This is a genomic window from Halomonas sp. AOP13-D3-9, assembly GCF_052379125.1.
Classification (GTDB): Bacteria; Pseudomonadota; Gammaproteobacteria; order Pseudomonadales; family Halomonadaceae; genus Vreelandella.
On record NZ_JBQSYH010000018.1, the window covers coordinates 22,355 to 41,218 of the forward strand.

The window sequence follows — 18,864 nt, forward strand, 5'->3', positions numbered from 1 at the left end:
ATGTGGAAACCGCCTACAATGCAGCGCCTACACCTTACCCATCCACTACATTTCGTCATTGGCCTAACGCTGTGGTGTATCTGGTTTATAGTGGTTTATGGTGGGCATGCGGTTGCCTGCGCAGTCGCACCGCCTGCCCCCGAGCAGGGCGTATTCACTCTGGTGAGCGCTATGCTGCTTGCCGTCAGTGTCGCAGCGGTTGCGTTACTGACGGCATTAACGATGGGCTGCTGCCGGATGGCCAAGCGCCAGGTCGGGCGGCTGCGTTTTAATGCTTCGGTGTCCGCCGGGCTGTATCTTTTCTCTACCTTAGGCGTTGTGTTTGCGGCAATGCCGATTATGGGCATTCCGCCTTGTCTGTGAGTGGCATGACTGACGCCAACGCGGAAAAGCTGTATACCCTCCACGGTATGTGGTGCACCAGTTGCGCCCTAGCCGTGGAGGGTTCGCTTAAGCGGCTTGAAGGCGTGCGTGAGGTTAGCGTGCACTACCCAAGCGCAACGCTTTGCATCAGCGGCACGCCTGCCGATACCCAGCTCTCGAATCTCGCTGCAAAGGTTAAGCGTCTGGGCTACCGACTGACGGAGCTTGAGCCGGTGGCGGACGCCCATGCGCGTTTAGAAGAGGAGAGCCGCTACTTAACGCTTAGACTAATGGTCGGCTCGTTGTTCGGCATGTGGACGATGCTGGCTTCTCTACTGATCTACGCCGGTGCGCTGCCAAGCGAGCAGGTTGAGCAGGTAGTCGCTTGGGTTTCAGGGGCTTTCTCACTGCCCGTTGTGCTGTTCGCTGGCGTGCCATTTTACCGGGCTGGATGGCGCACGCTGCTCGCCAAGCGCCCTGGTATGGATGTACTGGTAAGCCTTGGTGTTATTGGCGCGGTGATGGTGTCGTTATGGCTACTATGGCGCGGTTCAGCAGAGGTCTACTTCGATACGGCGGTGACGCTGATCGTGCTTTTACTCGTTGGGCGGTTGGTGGAAACGCTGTGCCGCCATCGGGGGTTAAAAGCATTGGATGCCCTGACGCTGCCGGACGTAAAGGTCACGGCTTGGCAAGAGGAAGCCTGGATATCGCTTCCCGTAGATGACGTGAAAACGGGAATTCGCGTTGAGCTAGCGCCCGGTGCGATGGTGGCTCTCGACGGCACCCTTGAAGAGCCCGGTTGGATCGACACCGCCTCACTGACTGGGGAAAGCTTGCCGCGACATTTTCAAGCGGGGCAGAAGATATACGCGGGCTGCCGTTATTTGGGTGCCACGCCTATCTTCATGCAGGTCAGCGCTGGGGTAGGTCAGCGGCGACTGGATCGGCTGTGTGATGAAATGCGGCGCTATCAGGCCAAAAAAGGTGAACTGCAGAAGCTCGCTGACCGTTTTGCCGCCTGGCTAAGCCCGCTCGCACTAGGGTTCGCGTTACTGACACTGCCCGCTGCACTGTTATTCGGGTTGGGGTGGGAGGATGCCTTAGTGCGCGCGCTTTCCGTATTAGTCGTGGCATGCCCCTGCGCCGTCGGGCTTGCAGTACCGCTGGCAAGCCTGGCAGGGAGCGGTCAGGCTATGCAGCAAGGGATTGCACTGCGCGACCCCGCCGCACTTGAAACCCTGGCACGTATTCGCTCGGTTGCACTGGATAAAACCGGCACTCTGACCACCGGTAGCCACGCAGTGCTTCACTGGCAAGCGCGTGAGGGTGTTGATGAACAGGTGTTACAACGCAAGCTCAGCGCCGCCGTTGCGGGCAGCGAGCACCCCTTAGCACAGGCGCTAGCTCGCTGGGCGAGTAACCCAGGCGATCAGCGATCTGAACAGTGCATAGAGGTCAACGAATCGCCTGGGGAGGGGCGCCGCGTGCAGTTAAGTAGCGGCGAATGGCTGACGGTAGGCAGTGCCAATTGGTTGGCTCGCCAGCGCATCGTGCTGCCTGCCCAAGCGGAGGACGCAACGCTGGCCTTTGCTTCCCAAGTGGTGATAGCCGATAAGGCGGGTTGGCTAGCCACGCTCTATCTCACTGATCAACCGGTGGGCGACGCCGAGCCTAGCGTGAAACATCTGTTAGCGTCAGGGTATGTGGTGGCGATGATTAGTGGTGACCGGCAGGGCGCGGTGAGTTGGTTAGGCGAGCGTGTGGGACTTGCCCGTGAAGCTTGCTATGCACAGCGCTCGCCGGAAGCGAAAGCGCGTTTATTGCAGGGGCTACCATCGCCAACGCTCTACGTGGGGGATGGCTTAAACGATACCTTGAGCCTGGCCGCAGCAGATGTGGGTATCGCGTCACTGAGTGCCAGCGAAGCTGCCCGAGAAGGGGCTGCCGCACAGCTAATGACGCCGGGGATAGGTGGTGTCGTCAAACTGCTTAGCATTGCTAAACGTACGCGGCGCATCATGGTTCAGAACCTGTTCTTTTCGGCGCTCTACAACACCTTGGCACTGGGGTTGGTGGTGCTGATGGCAATACCCCCGCTAGTGGCGGTACTCGCCATGGCGGCCAGCTCACTGACGGTTACCCTCAACGCTGCCCGATTAGCCTGGGCTGAACCGGATGAAGATGGCTAAATGGAATAGCCAAGTGCCTGTTTAAGCCGCTCTGCATTTTTAGCCACCCAGCGTGGATCAATCGCGCCCCAATTACGTATCTGGTAGCGGCCGATGTTGTGGCGCTCTCCATCATCTTTGCTAAATACGCACTCGATATCCAACTCGGCGAGAGAAGTAATTGTATCCTGTGCGGTGCGCCGGGGCATACCGGTGGCCTCAATTAATGCAGGTACACTCGCTGTGCCTTGTCCAATCAAATGGGCGACATATAAGCGTCGGTAAAAACTTGATTTGGTTTTGCTAAGAGCGGGCATTCGGTTTCCTTAGAGCAGACATTAACAATGTTCTTCCTAATCCCTACTGTGCCATAAATTGACGTTACTAAGATGCAGGAGTGATCGTCTTGCTGACAAATGTGTGTTTATGCTGGGACACAAACGCCATGAGCGCGTTGCGTGATAGGTTGAGAAACGGATAGGTTGAGAAACGGGCACCTCGTCTGGGGCATGCAGACCGTGTTTCCAGCGTCAAGGACTATGGCTATTATGGTTATGGCTTGATGATGGCCTTTGCCTGGCAAGAGCGTTGAGCCGAGGCGGCCAGCATTGATCCTAGCGATGTTTGGGCCGTCAAGGCCCTGCATCATTGGGCTTTTACACCCGCGTTGATGCAGAGCCAGAGACAACGTTTAGCGCTCGCGAGCGGCACGGCACAACCCCGCTGGCCATTACCTTTACCATTATCAACGGGCGATAAGCGCTTCTAACGTGCTGGCACTGAGAATGTCTTCCATCCAAGTTTCCAGTTCTTCAATGGTCGCGGCGCTTATACGCTCGTCTGCCCAGGTGGGCAGTGCACCGAATTTCAGGTTGATCTGCTTACGCAACAGGGCCTGAGCCTCTTGCTGACGGCCTTGTTGCATGCCCTGCTGCATGCCTTCATTGCGTAGCCTTTCTGATAAACCGACCATTTGACTCTCCTCTTGGGGGTAACGGCGTTGGTAAGTTAGCCGCTCTTCTGCGTTGAGCCCGCTGTAAATATCAACGAAGTCAATATATTTTAGCTGTTTTTCGACATTAGGCTCTAATGATAGCAGCCCTTTAATGGCGCTCGCATAGACCTCAACTTTGTCCTTTTTCGCCCACTGCATATTGGGCAGATTGAGCCGGGCAACAATGTTCTGACTGTTGAGAAATTGTGCGGCGGGTAAGCTGCTCAGTCGAGTATGCAGGTAGTTGAACGTCAAGTAGCGATGCCGTTCGCTCTGGATGTGCAAGCTGTGTTCGATACGCTCATTGGCATGGAGAAAAATAACCACGGGCACTACCCGGTGGGTGGCGAATAGCTCGCTAAGGTGGAGGGTGTAATGCGCCAACCGGTGGATGGAGAAGCGGCTAGGATCGGTTTCTTCTTCCAGCGTAAACAATAGCGCCTCACGTTGACCATCGGGCCATTCTACCAGCAAGGGAACGTCTAGTTCATGAAACCGATCACCCAAGCGCTCTTTTAACTGTTCTTGGCGTATCGGTGTGATCGTGACGCTGGGGGAAAGCCCCTCGGCCTCTTCTGCGGCAAAGAATTCCAAGGCGTCATGGGGATAATCCAGAATCAGGTTTTTAAAATTCTGGTCATGGCTTTTTCGCTGACTCATAGCAGTTTCCTAATTCAGCTGTGTCATCGATTGGCGTTGATATATTTGCGATCCTGCAGGCGTGATCGTCTTACCCCATCGGCAGACAGATACACCTCGTGACAGGGTGTTTGATGACACCGCTACCCGCAAGAAAGGGCGTCATTGCGTCGGTGCCAGCCGCTGCATTGTGGCGTACTGTTCCCGAGACCTGCATTACCCCACTATTATCTATTATCGGCCACGCGGTGATGCACGCGCCCAGCGGCAGGTGAGTGATTCCATCAGGACTGCGATGGCATTTTCACCAAGCCATCCTCGTGCTTTTAAGTCAACGGCAGCTATATTGATGACATAGTAGAGAAAGGGCCAGTTGACGTTTCACCCACGGTCATGCCCATTTTTATTTGCGGCAAGGCAGGAGGAGAGACGTTGGGTGGTTCCAAATCAACGACGACTAACGCCACCGCGGCAAAAAACGGGCCCAGCCAGCCCTACGGGTGGGGCAACTCGGTTCACGAAGAAACGCCAACAGGCCCTTGTGTTTAGTCGGAGTGCCGTCAATTAAAACAACTCCCCCTGTGCCCGCGGCGGGCGAAAATCCCGGGTGTTCAAGCCCTGCTCGGTGCGAGCCTGCATGTTCCACTGGCGGCTGGCGCGGGCAAAGCGTTGCGCTATTAAATCGGCAAATACCCCTTCCCCGCGAAAGCGCTTACCAAACTTGGCGTCGTATGCCTTACCGCCACGGCACTGGCGCATTAGGCTCATTACTTTCGCAGCGCGCTCCGGGTAGTGGGCTTCTAACCACGCTTCAAATAGCGGTGCCACTTCATGGGGTAAGCGTAGCAGCATCCAGGAGGCAGTTCGCGCCCCTGCACGGCTAGCGGCTTCCAAGAGTTTTTCGATTTCATGATCGGTTAGCCCCGGAATAACCGGCGAAATCAGAGCACCCACGGGAATGCCCGCGGTATTCAGTTCACGAATCGCCCGCAAGCGCGCCTGAGGGGATGCCGCCCGAGGTTCTAATGTGCGTTTCAAGTCGGCATCCAGGCTGGTCAAACTGACAAACACGCGCACCAGCCGGTGCTCGGCCATTTCCGCCAGAAGCTCTAAATCGCGCAGCACTAAGGTGCTTTTGGTCACCAGCGTAACCGGATGGCGACACTCCAGCAGCAGTTCCAACAAACGCCGGGTGGTTTGATGTTTGGCTTCAATTGGTTGGTAGCAGTCGGTGTTGCCGGAAAGGTTGATCGGGCGGCACACATAGTTGGGATGACAAAGCTCTTCAGTTAACCGCTCCACTAAACCGCTGCGGGCAATCAATTTGGTTTCAAAATCCAGCCCTGGTGATAAGTCCCAATAGGCGTGGGAGGGACGGGCGTAGCAGTAAACGCAGCCGTGCTCACAGCCGCGGTACGGGTTCAGCGAGCGATCAAAGGGTAAATCCGGCGATTTGTTCCAGGAGAGCGCGCTTTTGCTTACTTCCTCACGTACTTCGGTGGCGATAGTCGTAGAGGCCTCTTCCCGCCACCAGCCGTCATCTTCCGCCACGCTGCGGGTAGGCGCAAAACGGTTGTGCGGGTCGTACGTTGCCCCGCGGCCCTTATAGGAACTTGGTGTTCCAAGAGATGTCATGGTTCACCTCTTTTGATATGGTTTTATATACAGTAGTTGTGGGGTGGCAAGAAATCAATAGCCAGCCAACTAATTAACCTGCAGTAGCTAAAAGGTCGCTACCCAAAAAACTATCGTGGGTTTAATGTGCTAGGTGGGTTTGTGACTAAACAGCCAGCGAGGAAACGTTATGTCGAAAGTGGTCATCGTGACAGGGGGAGGCCGAGGTATCGGAGCGGCCACCGCAAAATTGCTAGGCGCAAAAGGCTATGCAGTGTGCGTCAACTATCTTGCTAACAGGGATCGCGCGAATAACGTGGTTGATACCATTGTACGTAACGGTGGCCAAGCGTTTGCCTGTCAAGCGGATGTTTGCAGTGAAGCTGACGTTATCCGCCTGTTTGATGCAGCAGAAGAGCGCTTTGGCCAGGTGACGCATTTGGTTAATAATGCAGGGATACTGTTTACTCAATCCAAGCTGGTCGATATCGACCTTGAGCGCTTCAACCAAGTGCTTAATAGCAATGTGGTTAGCTGTTTTCTGTGCTCCAGAGAAGCCGCCAGGCGCTTCCCTGCAGGTAGCGCCATCGTCAATGTCTCATCGCTTGCCTCGCAAACGGGCTCGCCCTTTGAATATGTTGACTACGCTGCATCGAAAGGCGCTATGGACACCTTAACAAAGGGGGTGTCTCGCGAAGTTGCTGGCTCGGGTATTCGTGTTAACGCCGTTCGTCCCGGTTTTATCTACACTGATATGCATGTCGATGGTGGAGAGCCAGGGCGGGTTGATCGTTTAGCTCCCCAAATTCCTATGCTGCGTGGCGGTAGCGCTGACGAAGTGGCTAATACCATCGCTTGGCTGCTCTCGGACGAAGCCTCTTATGTAACGGGGTCATTTATTGATGTAGCAGGTGGGCGGTAACGCCGTTCTTCGCCTGTATTTCAAACGTTCTAAACGGATGCTGCTTTTGACAAGGAAAGGTCTTAACTCATGACACTTCAACAACACTTCGAACAGTTAGCCACTTATAACCAGTGGATGAACGCTAAACTCTATGATGCCGCCAGTAAGCTGAGCGCCTCTGAACTGACAGAAGAGCGTGGCGCCTTCTTTGGCTCGATTTTTGGCACACTGAACCACATCGCGGTAGCCGACACTATTTGGCTCAAACGGTTTGCAACACACGCCTCCTCTTCCGCAAGAACGCTTGAGGTAATGGAGGCACTACCTACGCCAGCTCGTCTTGACCAGATTCTCTTTGATGACTTGGAAGGATTGAAAGCGCATCGCCAATGGCTCGATACCGTGATTATTAACTGGGTAGCAGCGCTGACAGACGACGATTTGAGTACCACGCTGAGTTATCACAACACAAAAGGAGTGGCCTCAAAACGGCGCTACTCAAGCCTGATCGTTCACTTCTTCAATCACCAAACCCACCACCGCGGCCAGGCATCTACTTTATTCTCCCAAGCCGGGGTGGATGTTGGTGTCACCGACCTGCTGGCACTGATTCCGGATGAACTCTAAAGGTGTGCTTATGCGGCTATACTGGCAGAATCAATTGGACAACCACCGCTTAACGCTAGGTGGCCTATGTTAAAAATCATTGATGTGGATTTGGTTGGGCCATATAAGCTTGAACTGTTTTTTAGCGATGGTTTTCATGGCATTGCTGATCTATCAGACTATTTTAGCAAGGCATCCTTTTCAGCAATTAAAGACTTCCAAAAGTTTTCGCTAACCGCGGATGGGTCGCTCAACTGGCGTGGTAACGAGCTTTCTGCGGCCACTTTGCGTACGGTGACAAAGGGCGTGCAGAGAACCGCAGTTATTAACTTCAACGTTCAGGAAATGGAAAACGTTATTAAGCAAGCCTCTTGGGACTCTATGCAGGAAGGGCGCCCCGACATTTTGCAGGCGGCTATTCGTTCCTACGTGGAGCCGTTTGGGCATAGCCAGGTCACTGCCAAAGCAGGTATCAAAAGCCGTACTAGTGCTTATCGTTCTTTAAAGCCACAAACCACACTTAATTTCGCCACCTTGGTTCAACTGGGGCATGCGGTCATCGAATTAGCGAAAGAAAATATCAACGGACGTTCTGAAACCCAGCTATAGATCCAGGAAATTAAATGACACCTTTCTCCATCCTACTAATACGTGTATTGGCAATTTACCTTGCGTTGAATCCTCTTCTATCAGTATCACCGATGCTGTTTAGCTCGGGCTCGGATACGTCAATAAACGAATGGCTGCCTGTGTTAATAGCATGGGTGCTGATACCCATGGTAGCGGGCGTTGTACTCTGGTTTTTCGCACGAACGTTGGCTAATAAAGTCCATGGTGGCTCTGCTGCAGAGCCAAGCGTAAATGTTAGTGAGGCAGGCTTGGTGCGAGCAGGTAGCTTTTTGATAGGCGTCTATCTATTCGTTCAACACCTAGGCATAACAATTAGTCAGTGGGCCTGGAGTGGCATTATTGCCTATGGTTCGCTGTTTGTTATCGTCATCAGCGTGGGGTTGATAGTAGGGGCTAACTCTATGGGTAAGCTATATAAGAAGATTAAGTACGCAGGTGTTGATTCATAGCTGACGGTAAATTTCCATTGCAGTGGTGCAGCCTTAGCTCTATTGACGGTTTAGCTTGCTACTGCTTTAGCGGCACTGCTGGCAAGCGCCCGAAGTGTAAACAGATTAACGAGTGCTAAATGATCAAACTAGAAAAACTTAATGTATCGGAAATCACCGAGGTGCGCAGTATCGCAGTGCACGATGATCAGGTGAAGTTTGTGGGCACCGCTAAGGAGTTTCTCGCTGATAAAAACGAGGCGACGCACCTGCATGTGATTAAACACAATGACCAAGTGATTGGGTGTTTTAAAATCGATATAGCCTACGCTGAGAGCTATGATTTTTGTACGGCAGGCAGCATAGGCTTACGCACGTTTCTCATTGACGCCAAGCAGCAGGGTAGAGGGTTTGGAACGTTGGCGGTAAAAGCGCTGTTTCCCTACCTAAAAGAAAACTATGCGAATTACCCCCGAATCTACCTGACGGTGAACGCCAAGAACCCTGCGGCTCACACCTGTTACCAAAAGGCGGGCTTTCATGAGACAGGTGAGTACTACCTGGGTGGGGCCGCGGGGCCTCAACATATTATGTATTGGGTCATTCAGTGATCAGTAGGTTTATCCCAAGCGGTAGTGCGTTCGTGCGGACTGCCTGGTTAGAAGACTCACCGCCACGATTTTAACGGAGTCGATACTGGCCGAAATGTGCGCGCAGAGAGGTGTTAAAAAAGGGGTAGTATCAGAGGCTATTTGTTCTTCTTGGAGATAGATAGCTTACTCACAATATATACTGCATTCCATAGCGATATACTTATCCCACTTGCAGAACACGAGACATGGTTACATGGCAACAGCACATGATAAACAGTGGAATATGAAGCCTAATATTCGCCTGGCTAGACAGCTGGCGGTGCGAGATGTGCCTGCTTTGGTGTACGACGCAGTGAATCTGGAAGGGGTCGCCATGACCCTGCCGGAGGTTCAGACGATCCTGGATGGTATAACCGTTGGCGGCCATAAAGTTAGCGATCAAAATATGGCGATTAACCAGGCAAAAGCTTGGGAATATATATTTCATTTAGTCGATGAAGGTCAGTTCCGCTTTGATAAGCAAACCGCCCTAGATATCCATGCCATTGCAGGCAAGGAAGAGGCCTTGGAGTGGGGCAAGTTTCGTTCTGGTTATGTAACGATCGCAGGTTCGGGCTATGAGCCGCCCGCGCCTGACGAGCTTGAAGCTAAATGGCGAGAAGTTCAGCGGCTAGTTGAGAGCGAAAAGGATAGCTATGATCAAGCTATCACTGCTTTTCTACAAATGGCCAGGGCTCAGTTTTTCTGGGACGTTAACAAACGCACTGGCCGCTTTATGATGAATGGTATTTTGCTGGCCTACGGATTCCCGATTATTAATGTGCCTGCCAAGCGTCAGCAAGAGTTCAATACCCTGATGATGGATTTTTACACCAGTAACGATATGCGACCCATGAACGCCTTCTTACGTAGCTGCTTACAGCCGACTATTATCAAAAATTTTAGGGTTGATCTGCCCATCGGCTAATAAGCGTTATGAGCTTTAGTCTGAAAAGTGAATGAGTGAAGGCCAGACAAAATTGGCACTACTAGGGTTGGCAAAGTGAGTTAAAACAGCAAGCGGTAGATCAAGCTCGAAATTGGGTGTTTCTACGGTCTCGTTAGGCCCTCAATATCAGAAGGAAGCGCTATGTCCCTCTCTACACTGCAATCGCTCTTCGCTTACAAGGCATGGGCCAATACCGAGTTGTTCGAGCTTCTGACAGCATTGCCGTCAAATCGGGCCGAGCAGTTACACGCCTGTATTCGCACGCTCAACCATATCTACGTCGTGGATCGAATTTTTCGTTCACATCTTAGCTGGGAGCCATGCCCGTTCGATGCAACAAACACGAAAGACACCCCATCGCTCAGCCAATTGCACGGCGACGTGAAGGCAACAGATGCCTGGTATATGAGCTATGTAGCCGAACTTACTGAGTCAGCTCAGTTAGAAGCTTTGGCATTCAGGTTCACCGACGGTGATGCAGGACGAATGACCCGAGAAGAAATTCTTCTACATGTCGTCACCCACGGCGGGTATCACCGTGGCAATGTCGGCGAGATATTGAAATCAATTTCGGTTTCCCCTCCCCGCGACCTATACAGCAAGTTCTTGCATGTCAGCGAACCTACACGCAGAGAGGCCTAACCCATAGAGTGGGCGGTAATCTGGTAGGCCAGCCCCTGTCGCTCATGTTGAACGTAAGCACTATCCACCCAAAGGAAAGGAGATAGCATGTCGGAGTATTATGCGTCGGTTAAATGGGCCCGCAAGGTAGATGAAAGTTACGTTGATAATAAATATAGTCGCGGCCACGTGTGGGAGTTTGACGGAGGCGTCACTGTTCCAGCATCTTCATCACCCCACGTAGTACCTCTCCCATACTCTGTTGAAGCAAACGTTGATCCCGAAGAAGCATTTGTCGCCGCCTTGTCGAGTTGTCATATGCTCTTCTTCCTGGCAATCGCGGCCAAGAAAAAATACGTTGTTGATAGTTATACGGATCATGCTGTCGGTATAATGGAAAAGGATGCATCGGGGCGAGTTTCAATGACCAAGGTAACTCTACGGCCAAAAGTAACGTTTTCAGGAGACCGGATACCTTCGCATGATGATCTGGAAAAAACACACCATCAGTCTCACGAACAATGCTTCATAGCCAATTCTGTTAAAACCGAAGTAGTCACTGAGATTGATGTGTAACAAGCCAAGGTCGACGGGTATAAGTGTCGTCCATAGAATGATTGGCCGCCATTCATATACCAAATACTAAAACGCCTTGGCTTTCTAAAGCCAAGGCGTTGTTTTTTAGTTATTAATTTATCCGTTCAGCGCTTCTTTCGTGATGGCTTCTTATCGGCAGTGGCCGGTGCGCTCTCTTTTTCACCGCTACCGCCATTAGGGAAGTGAGCACGCACCAGTTCCAGCAGACCTTGCGTTGAGGCGTCGAAGTCGGCGGCGTTGGTGTCAATACGCTCGCTGATTTCACCGGCGATGCGCTTGCCGAGCTGTACGCCCCACTGATCAAACGAGTTGATGTTCCAGATTACGCCTTGGACGAATACCTTGTGCTCGTAGAGCGCAATCAGTGCGCCCAGGTTTTTCGGCGTGAGCTCGTCCAGCAGTAGGGTGCTGGAAGGGCGGTTGCCGGGGCAGCTGTAGGGGTCGTGTTGGCTAAGCTCTTTGCTGTCCCCCTGGCTGCCTTCCATAAAGGCGTTGGCCTGGGCGAGCATATTGGTCAGCAGGGCGAAGTGGTGGTCTTCAACGCCGGGCTCGGGCTTGAGCGAAGCAATAAAGTCGATAGGTACGTAGCGCGTGCCCTGGTGCAGCAACTGGAAGAAAGCGTGCTGGCCGTTGGAGCCGGTCTGGCCCCAGACAATCGGGCCGGTTTTGTAATTCACCGGGTGACCGAAAATATCCACCGATTTACCGTTAGACTCCATATCCAGCTGCTGCAGGAAAGAGGGTAGTTGGTTCAGCGCCTGGTCGTAGGGCACGATGGCTTGGGTTTCGGCGCCAATAAAGTTGATGTACCAAATACCAATCAGCGCCATCAGTACCGGCATATTCTCGGAGAAGGGCGCGTTGATGAAATGGTTATCCATCTCGTGAGCGCCCTCCAGCAGCTCAATAAAGCCCTCAAAACCAATCGAAAGCGCGATCGGCAGGCCGATCGACGACCACATGGAGTAACGGCCGCCCACCCAGGCCCAGAACTCGAACACGTTCTCTTCGCGAATACCGAACTCCATGGCCGCTTTGCGGTTGGTGGAGGCGGCAATAAAGTGCGCGCCCACGTCGGCATCTTCGCCAGCATTCTCCAGGAACCAGCGCCGGGCGGTTTTGGCGTTGAGCAGGGTCTCCTGGGTAGAGAAGGTCTTGGTGGAGACGATAAACAGCGTGGTGGCGGGGTCGAGGCGCGAAAGTACCTTCTGAATATGGGTGCCGTCCACGTTGGAGACGAAGTGGAAGTGCAACTCCGGGTGGCGATATTTGAGCAGTGCTCGCACGGCCATATTGGGCCCAAGATCCGAGCCGCCAATACCGATATTGACCACGTCTTTAATGCGTTTGCCGCTGTAGCCTTTCCACTCACCGCTGCGCACCGCTTCGGAGAACAGCTTGATCTGCTCGCGAGTACGGGTGATCTCCGGCATCACGTCTTCGCCGTCAACATACACCGGCTCATCGCCTAAGTGGCGCAGGGCAGTGTGCAGTACCGGGCGGTTCTCCGTCACGTTGATAATATCGCCGGAGAACATCTGTGCTCGGCGCTGTACCAGCGCGGAGTGGTCGGCCAGTTCGATCAGCTTGTTAAGCACTTCATCGGAGACATGGTGCTTGGAGTAGTCAAGAAACAGGCCGCCCACCCGTAAGCTCATTTTCTCAAAGCGCTGCGGGTCATTAGTGAAATAGTCACGAATGCGGTCATTAGCGGTTTTGTCGCGTAGGCGGTCAAGCGCCTGCCAGGTAACACTGCGAGTGAGCTGAAACATAGGGCGATCCGTTTGTTATAGATGAATTGGGTGATCAGAATCGAAAAAGTATATGTAAAAATACTACATAAAAAACGGCAAATAGTAGAGGGTATTTGTGATCTGAAAAGGGTTAACTGCGTAAAACTACCTACTTTTTTTGAGGGACAGTTGTGAGGGCAGGCGCTATGCCTGCCCTTCACGTTTAACTAAAAGATGTTAAGTGGCAACGGCGACTTGGGCCGCGCCGCGTTTGATAAACGCATAACCTAACCCTGTTACCAGTGAGCCTGCCACAATAGCGCCAAGATAGAGCAGCGCTGGGGTGATGGCGTTGGGAATCAACAGTACGAAGATGCCACCATGGGGCGCCATCAATTTAGCACCTACCAGCATAGAGAGCGCGCCTGTTAGCGCCCCGCCCGCGATACAGGCCGGAATCACCCGTAGCGGGTCTTTGGCCGCAAAGGGAATCGCGCCTTCACTGATAAAGCAGAGGCCAAGTACAAACGACGCCTTACCTGCTTCGCGCTCCGGTGCAGAGAACTTGTTGCGCGCTACAAAGCTGGCAATCCCCATACCAATGGCAGGTACCATCCCCGCCGCCATAATCGCCGCCATGGGGCCGTAGGTTTCAGAGGCCAGCAGGCCCACGCCAAAGGTGTACGCGGCTTTGTTGACCGGGCCGCCCAGATCGAAACACATCATCGCGCCCAGCAGAATACCTAATAGCACCGCGTTGGTGGAGCCCATGGATTCCAGGAAGCTGGTCAGGGCATTCAGCAGCGCCGCGACCGGTTCGCCAATCACGTAGATCATGGTCAGGCCGGTGACCAAGCTAGCGACCAGCGGAATAATCAGAATCGGTTTGAGTGACTCAACGCTGGAGGGCAGTTTGACGTAGCGTGTCACCGCCAGGGCCACATAGCCCGCCAGGAAACCCGCCAAAATACCGCCGATAAAGCCGGAGCCGATATTGGCTGCTAGCATGCCGCCAATCATACCCGGCGCGATACCGGGGCGGTCGGCGATGGAGTAGGCGATGTAGCCGGCCAGTACGGGAATCATCAGGGCGAAGGCGGTGCCGCCACCGATCTGCATCAGCGCGGCGGCCAGGGTGCCTTCCTGCTCAAAGGCTTCAATGCCGAACACAAAGGAGAGCGCAATCAGCAGGCCGCCCGCCACCACCATCGGCAGCATAAAGGAAACGCCGGTGAGCAGGTGCTTATAAACGCCTTTCTCTTTGACGCTCTTATTAGCGCCACCCGCATTGTTGCTGCCACTCTCTATAGCGGCCTCGCTGAGCGCGGCTTCAAGGGTAGGCCGGGGCTTTTTCAGCGCGTTGCCGGTCGAGGTGCGGTAGATGCGCTTGCCTGCGAACCGCGTCGGGTCAACGTCGATATCGCAGGCCAGCACGACCACATCGGCGTCGGCGATCTCTTCTTCCGTCAGCTGATCTTGGGCGCCTACCGAGCCTTGGGTTTCCACGCGAATGGCGTGGCCCATGGCTTTGCCTGCTTCCGCTAGCGCTTCGGCAGCCATAAAGGTGTGGGCCACGCCAGTGGGGCAGGCGGTGACGGCGACGATTTTCTTACCACCGGCGCTGGTTGGAGCGGTAGATGCAGAGGCTGCAGGGGCGCTATAAATCGGCGCTTCACGCTTAGCCTGGGCCAGAAAATCGCTGGGGTCGGGGAGGGCGCTGGCAATCGGTGCTTGGAATAGGCGCTTGCCTTCAAAACGCTCTGGGGCCGGTACATGGCCGGCGGCGACTACGATTAAGTCGGCGTTGGCAACCTGTTCGGCGGTCGCGGCTTGCAGCGGGGCGACTTCGCCGTGCATTTCCACGTGCACCGTCCAACCTTGGCGCTGGGCGGCTTGTTCCAGGCGCTTAGCCGCGAGGAAGGTGGTCGCCATGCCGCTGGGGCAGGCGGTAATCAGAATAATATTCATAGCGTGGCTCCCTCGGTGATGGTGTCATCAAGACGCCGTATCCGGGTGTGTTGTTGGAGTGAATCGAAATCGGCTGCATGGGGATTGCCCACGCCCACGTGGCGCACTGCTTCGGCAGACAGCGCCGTGGCGAAGCGAAGGGTGTGCTCGGGGGCATGGCCACTCAGCAGGCCGTGGAGGATGCCAGCGACAAACGTATCGCCAGCGCAAACGGTATTGGTCGCGGTCACCCTGGGCGGTGTCGCGTGCCAGGCGCCCTGGGCGCTGACCCATAGCACTCCTTCGGCGCCCGCTGAAATCAATGCATTGGCGATGCCGCTTTCATGCAAGCGCTTGGCAGCATTCAAACGTGCATTGGAAGACGTCATGTCTTCGCCCGACCATTCGGCCAGTTCGCTTTCATTGGGCTTCACCCCTGCAGGGTGGGTCGCTATCGCGGCGTTGAGTGCTGGGCCGCTGGTGTCCACCCACAGCGGCACGCCGCTGGCGTTTAAGTGGCTTAACAGTTCGCTGAAATCTTCCAGCGAGAGCCCTGGGGGCAAGCTGCCCGCCACTACGACAGCATGCGGGGGCGTGGCACTGGCCAGCTTGGCATTCAGGGTGTCGATCAACGCCTGCCAATGCTCGGCATCTATCGGCATACCGGGGCCGTTAATGTCGGTAACACGGCCGCTCTGTTCCGCAATTTTGGCATTAATGCGCGTTTCACCCGGCACGCGCACAAAGGCATCGGTTAAGGGGTATTTGGCAAAGGCCAATTGGAAGGGGGCGTCGTTATCGGCACCTAAAAAACCGCTGACGGTAACGTCGTGGCCTAGCCCTACCAGCACCCGGGCAACGTTAACACCTTTGCCCGCGGCTTCTAGCTGCGCGCTGGTGGGGCGATTGACGCTGCCCAACACCAGCGCATCAAGGTTAAACGCCAAATCCAGCGCTGGGTTGAGGGTAATACACAGCACGCGTGCCATTAGCGCGCCTCCAGTGCATCGCGCACTTCATCGCTGGTCGCTTGGGAAAGCGCCAATTGAGCACTGGCCTGGGCATCCGCAAAATCAAACTCGCGCAGGCGGGCCTTGACCAATGGGATTTGCCGAGCGCTAACAGAAAGTTCGTCCACACCAAGGCCGACCAGCACCGGAATGGCCACAGCGTCTGAGGCCAGCTCGCCGCACACGCCGACCCATTTGCCTTGGCTGTGGGCAGCCGCTACGGTCATCTGAATCAAACGCAGCACTGCTGGGTGCAAACCATCGGCCTGGGCCGAAAGCTCCGGGTGGCCGCGGTCGATGGCCAGGGTGTACTGGGTTAGGTCGTTGGTACCTACCGAGAAGAAGTCCACTTCAGCGGCAAGGCTGGGCGCCAGCAGTGCACTAGAGGGTATTTCAATCATCACTCCAAGCTGCACATCGGTCGCGCGCTGGGAAGTCGGGATCTCTTGGAGTAGGCGATCGTAGATGACTTTAACTGCGCGGAACTCGGCAATGTCTTTGACCATCGGCAGCATAATGCGCAGTGGTTGATCCTTTCCTGCCATTAGGAGCGCGCGCAGCTGGGTTTCGAGTACTTCCGGTTGGGTCAGCGCCAGGCGAATGCCGCGCAGGCCCAGGAAGGGATTGTCTTCCTGGGGCACCGGCCAGTAGGGCAGCGGTTTGTCACCGCCGACATCTAACGTGCGGGCGACCAGCGGGCGACCCTCAAGGGCATCAATTGCCTGGCGGTATTCGCTAACCTGGGTGGCTAAATCCGGAGCGCTGGCGTGGGCCATAAACAGGAATTCGGTACGCAGTAGACCCACGGCCTCGGCACCACGCTCTACTGCATCGGCCGCGTGGGCGGTGTTGCCCAGGTTAGCGGCGACTTCGACACGGTGCCCGTCGCGGGTTTGGGCGACCTCAAAGCGGCTTTCCCAAGCATCGGCTTCGCGCTGCTGGAGGTCGAGCAACTGCTGCTCGGCGCGCTGCAGGCGCTCTTCGGAAGGCTGCGATGTGACTCGGCCGCGCTCACCGTCCAAAATCATCATGCTGGCGTTGTTGAGCGCCATCACTGCTTGCCCTGCGCCCACAACAGCGGGGATACCCAAGGCGCGGGCTAGAATAGCGCTGTGTGCCGTGGCACCGCCGCGTACGGTGAGCAAACCGCGCACACGCGTCGTGTCTAAGCGGGCGACATCGGAAGGGCCGATATCGTCCATGATCAGAATGTAGGGGTGATCTGGCGGTTCGGGAAGCGTCACATCGCACAGCACGCCCAGCACTCGGCGGCCGACGTCGCGCAAATCGGCGGCGCGTTCGGCCAGCAGGCGGTCGGCAAGCATCTCCTGGGCGTGGGCAGCGGTTTCAATCGCCTCCCACCAGCCCGCTTCCGCCGAGCGGCCGTCACGAATGGCATCAACGGCCGCGTGGTGGAGTTCGGGGTCGTCGAGCATCTCTTCGTGCATCGAGAGAATATCAGCGACTTCGCCACCGGGGGCCTTACGCACCAGGGTTTCCAGTTGGGCGGCGCCCTCTTTTAACGCGCTGTTTAAACGACTGATTTCGTGTTCAGCGTCGCTGGCGTGCTCGGCGTAGTCGAACTGCATCGGGCGAATCACAAACACGGGCGCAATGGCCAGGCCGGGTGACGCGGCCACGCCCGCATGGGGAGTATCGGCAGCGAGGGGTTCGGTATCCGGTTGGGGAGTGCTCGCTTGCGGCGTGCTGTCAAAGCCGCCGTCAAAGGGCGACACTTTCTCCCCCAGGCCCGATTCAACCGCCTCAGCGACGGCCGCTAGTGCTGCGCTCGCCTGCTCGCCTTCGGCTGAAAGTACCAGCCACTGGCCACGCCGGGCGCCCAGACCGATCACTTTGGTCAGGCTGGCGGCGGAAACTGGGGTGGCGCTGCCCTCTTCCAGGCGTGCTTGAATCGGCATAGCCTGAGCGCGGGCAATTTGCACCAGTTGTTTGGCGGGGCGTGCGTGAAGGCCGTGAGGGTTAAGCACCCGCACGCGGCGGGTCTGGGTGCTGGCGGTCTCGCCCGCCAGGGTGGCCAGCAGTTGCGCGCTGGTTTTGCCCACTAAGCTTTGGCTTTCGCCGTTCTCTAACACCGCCATGAGTTGCTCTAGCAGTGGTCGATGGGCTTCGCCATGGGCGGCCAGGCAGAATAACGCATGCACCGGATGGCCCGCACTTTCCAGGCTTTGTTCCGCTGGCGTGGCGACCCCCAGCGCAGGCTGGTTAACCCCCAGGGCGCTGCTGGCCAGCCAAATGCCTTTGCCTAACCAGGTCGGCTGTGCTGCGGCGACGGCGGTAATGAAGGCGTTATCGACACAGCCACTTTGGCGTAAACGGGCAGCCGCCGCCAAGGCGAGTTCTTGTGGGTCGCGGGCGGGAAAATTGACGCACAGGGTGTCGGCGTCCAGGCGGGACTCAAGTGCCGGTTTGGAAAGCAGGCGCGCGACATCGGCCGCGGAGGTGGCATTGGCCAGCTGCTCGGAAACGCCCTCTTTGTCGAGTACGTGGGTCAACTGGCGCAGAATATCCAAGTGTTCATCGTTTTGGGCAGCAATCGTGACCAGTACGTGTACACGCTGGCCGTCGTGCCATTCGACCCCGTTGGGAAACTGCAGCACGCGCACGCCCGTTTGCTTTACATACTGACGGCTTTCCGGCGTACCGTGGGGGATCGCAATAGCGTTGCCTAGAAACGTGGATGATTGCGCCTCGCGGGCGTGTAGGCCGTCGCGGTACTCGGCCTCAACCAATCCGGCGTCTACCAGCGCCTCAGCGGCACTGTCCAGCGCGGTTTGCCAGCTGTCAGCGTTGCGGCCTAGCAAGATGTCATTGGGGCCGAGTGTCAACATAGGTGTCTCCGTGTAGAACCATAGTCGTAGCGCATCGAAGTGAGCTAGATGAATTGTCTCACCTGTGTATAGTTGGCTATGCTGAATCGATTCACTGAATGACACAAGGTTTGTGCTTTTAGACTTTGGTCTGGTAGGCGCTAACTTGCTGATAAACTGCCCGATCACACCAAGGGG

17 protein-coding genes are annotated in these 18,864 nt (G+C 55.5%); 10 read left to right on the forward strand and 7 right to left on the reverse strand.

Translation table 11 applies throughout. From position 1 onward, the window contains the following. Together ACT3UM_RS18735 and ACT3UM_RS18740 are read left to right on the forward strand one after the other, a co-directional pair. Nucleotides 1-363, forward strand: a complete 363-nt coding sequence (locus tag ACT3UM_RS18735) for a hypothetical protein (protein WP_498901330.1) — start codon at nt 1-3, stop codon at nt 361-363. 5 nt (nt 364-368) lie between these two features. Beyond that, nucleotides 369-2,555 carry a heavy metal translocating P-type ATPase gene (locus ACT3UM_RS18740; RefSeq protein ID WP_498901332.1) on the forward strand — a complete coding sequence of 729 codons (2,187 nt, stop codon included), beginning with the start codon at nt 369-371 and terminating at the stop codon, nt 2,553-2,555. On the opposite strand, the gene ACT3UM_RS18745 is transcribed toward ACT3UM_RS18740, so the two are convergent. The 3 genes from ACT3UM_RS18745 to ACT3UM_RS18755 form a co-directional block, all read right to left on the reverse strand. Then, complete coding sequence (locus ACT3UM_RS18745; protein WP_498901334.1) at nt 2,552-2,851, reverse strand: winged helix-turn-helix domain-containing protein; 300 nt, start codon at nt 2,849-2,851, stop codon at nt 2,552-2,554. The genes ACT3UM_RS18740 and ACT3UM_RS18745 overlap by 4 nt on opposite strands. A gap of 428 nt (nt 2,852-3,279) precedes the next feature. Then, nucleotides 3,280-4,188 carry a DUF4351 domain-containing protein gene (locus ACT3UM_RS18750; protein WP_498901336.1) on the reverse strand — a complete coding sequence of 303 codons (909 nt, stop codon included), beginning with the start codon at nt 4,186-4,188 and terminating at the stop codon, nt 3,280-3,282. Nucleotides 4,189-4,731: 543 nt separating this feature from the next. Further along, nucleotides 4,732-5,802, reverse strand: a complete 1,071-nt coding sequence (locus ACT3UM_RS18755; protein WP_498901338.1) for a PA0069 family radical SAM protein — start codon at nt 5,800-5,802, stop codon at nt 4,732-4,734. A gap of 169 nt (nt 5,803-5,971) precedes the next feature. Between ACT3UM_RS18755 and ACT3UM_RS18760 the strand changes: the two genes are divergently transcribed. The 8 genes from ACT3UM_RS18760 to ACT3UM_RS18795 all read left to right on the forward strand — a co-directional run bounded on the left by ACT3UM_RS18760 (nt 5,972) and on the right by ACT3UM_RS18795 (nt 11,127). Beyond that, a complete protein-coding gene (locus ACT3UM_RS18760; RefSeq protein ID WP_498901340.1) occupies nt 5,972-6,703 on the forward strand; it encodes an SDR family oxidoreductase in 732 nt (243 codons plus the stop codon). 69 nt (nt 6,704-6,772) lie between these two features. Next, the gene (locus tag ACT3UM_RS18765) at nt 6,773-7,312 is read left to right on the forward strand and encodes a DinB family protein (protein WP_498901342.1); all 540 of its coding nucleotides are present in this window, start codon (nt 6,773-6,775) and stop codon (nt 7,310-7,312) included. A gap of 66 nt (nt 7,313-7,378) precedes the next feature. Further along, a complete protein-coding gene (gene dhiA / locus ACT3UM_RS18770) occupies nt 7,379-7,900 on the forward strand; it encodes a type II toxin-antitoxin system antitoxin DhiA (RefSeq protein ID WP_498901344.1) in 522 nt (173 codons plus the stop codon). 14 nt (nt 7,901-7,914) lie between these two features. Continuing rightward, complete coding sequence (locus tag ACT3UM_RS18775; RefSeq protein ID WP_498901346.1) at nt 7,915-8,370, forward strand: hypothetical protein; 456 nt, start codon at nt 7,915-7,917, stop codon at nt 8,368-8,370. Nucleotides 8,371-8,489: 119 nt separating this feature from the next. Beyond that, on the forward strand, nt 8,490-8,960 hold the full coding sequence (locus ACT3UM_RS18780) for a GNAT family N-acetyltransferase (protein ID WP_498901348.1): 471 nt from the start codon (nt 8,490-8,492) through the stop codon (nt 8,958-8,960). A 235-nt stretch (nt 8,961-9,195) separates the two neighbouring features. Beyond that, nucleotides 9,196-9,909 carry a Fic family protein gene (locus ACT3UM_RS18785; RefSeq protein ID WP_498901350.1) on the forward strand — a complete coding sequence of 238 codons (714 nt, stop codon included), beginning with the start codon at nt 9,196-9,198 and terminating at the stop codon, nt 9,907-9,909. A 162-nt stretch (nt 9,910-10,071) separates the two neighbouring features. After that, a complete protein-coding gene (locus tag ACT3UM_RS18790) occupies nt 10,072-10,572 on the forward strand; it encodes a DinB family protein (protein ID WP_498901352.1) in 501 nt (166 codons plus the stop codon). A gap of 87 nt (nt 10,573-10,659) precedes the next feature. Continuing rightward, nucleotides 10,660-11,127 carry an OsmC family protein gene (locus ACT3UM_RS18795; RefSeq protein WP_498901354.1) on the forward strand — a complete coding sequence of 156 codons (468 nt, stop codon included), beginning with the start codon at nt 10,660-10,662 and terminating at the stop codon, nt 11,125-11,127. A gap of 125 nt (nt 11,128-11,252) precedes the next feature. Here ACT3UM_RS18795 and pgi read toward each other — a convergent pair whose 3' ends face one another. From pgi to ptsP, 4 genes are all read right to left on the reverse strand, one after another. Beyond that, entirely contained in the window at nt 11,253-12,920 is a 1,668-nt protein-coding gene (gene pgi / locus ACT3UM_RS18800) for a glucose-6-phosphate isomerase (protein WP_498901356.1), read from the reverse strand. A gap of 198 nt (nt 12,921-13,118) precedes the next feature. Beyond that, on the reverse strand, nt 13,119-14,849 hold the full coding sequence (locus tag ACT3UM_RS18805) for a PTS fructose-like transporter subunit IIB (protein WP_498901358.1): 1,731 nt from the start codon (nt 14,847-14,849) through the stop codon (nt 13,119-13,121). Continuing rightward, nucleotides 14,846-15,817, reverse strand: coding sequence for a 1-phosphofructokinase (gene pfkB / locus ACT3UM_RS18810; protein ID WP_498901360.1), 972 nt, complete (start codon nt 15,815-15,817; stop codon nt 14,846-14,848). Before pfkB ends, ACT3UM_RS18805 begins: the two co-directional genes overlap by 4 nt. Then, complete coding sequence (gene ptsP / locus ACT3UM_RS18815; protein WP_498901362.1) at nt 15,817-18,687, reverse strand: phosphoenolpyruvate--protein phosphotransferase; 2,871 nt, start codon at nt 18,685-18,687, stop codon at nt 15,817-15,819. Before ptsP ends, pfkB begins: the two co-directional genes overlap by 1 nt. Between the last annotated feature and the right edge of the window lie 177 nt (nt 18,688-18,864).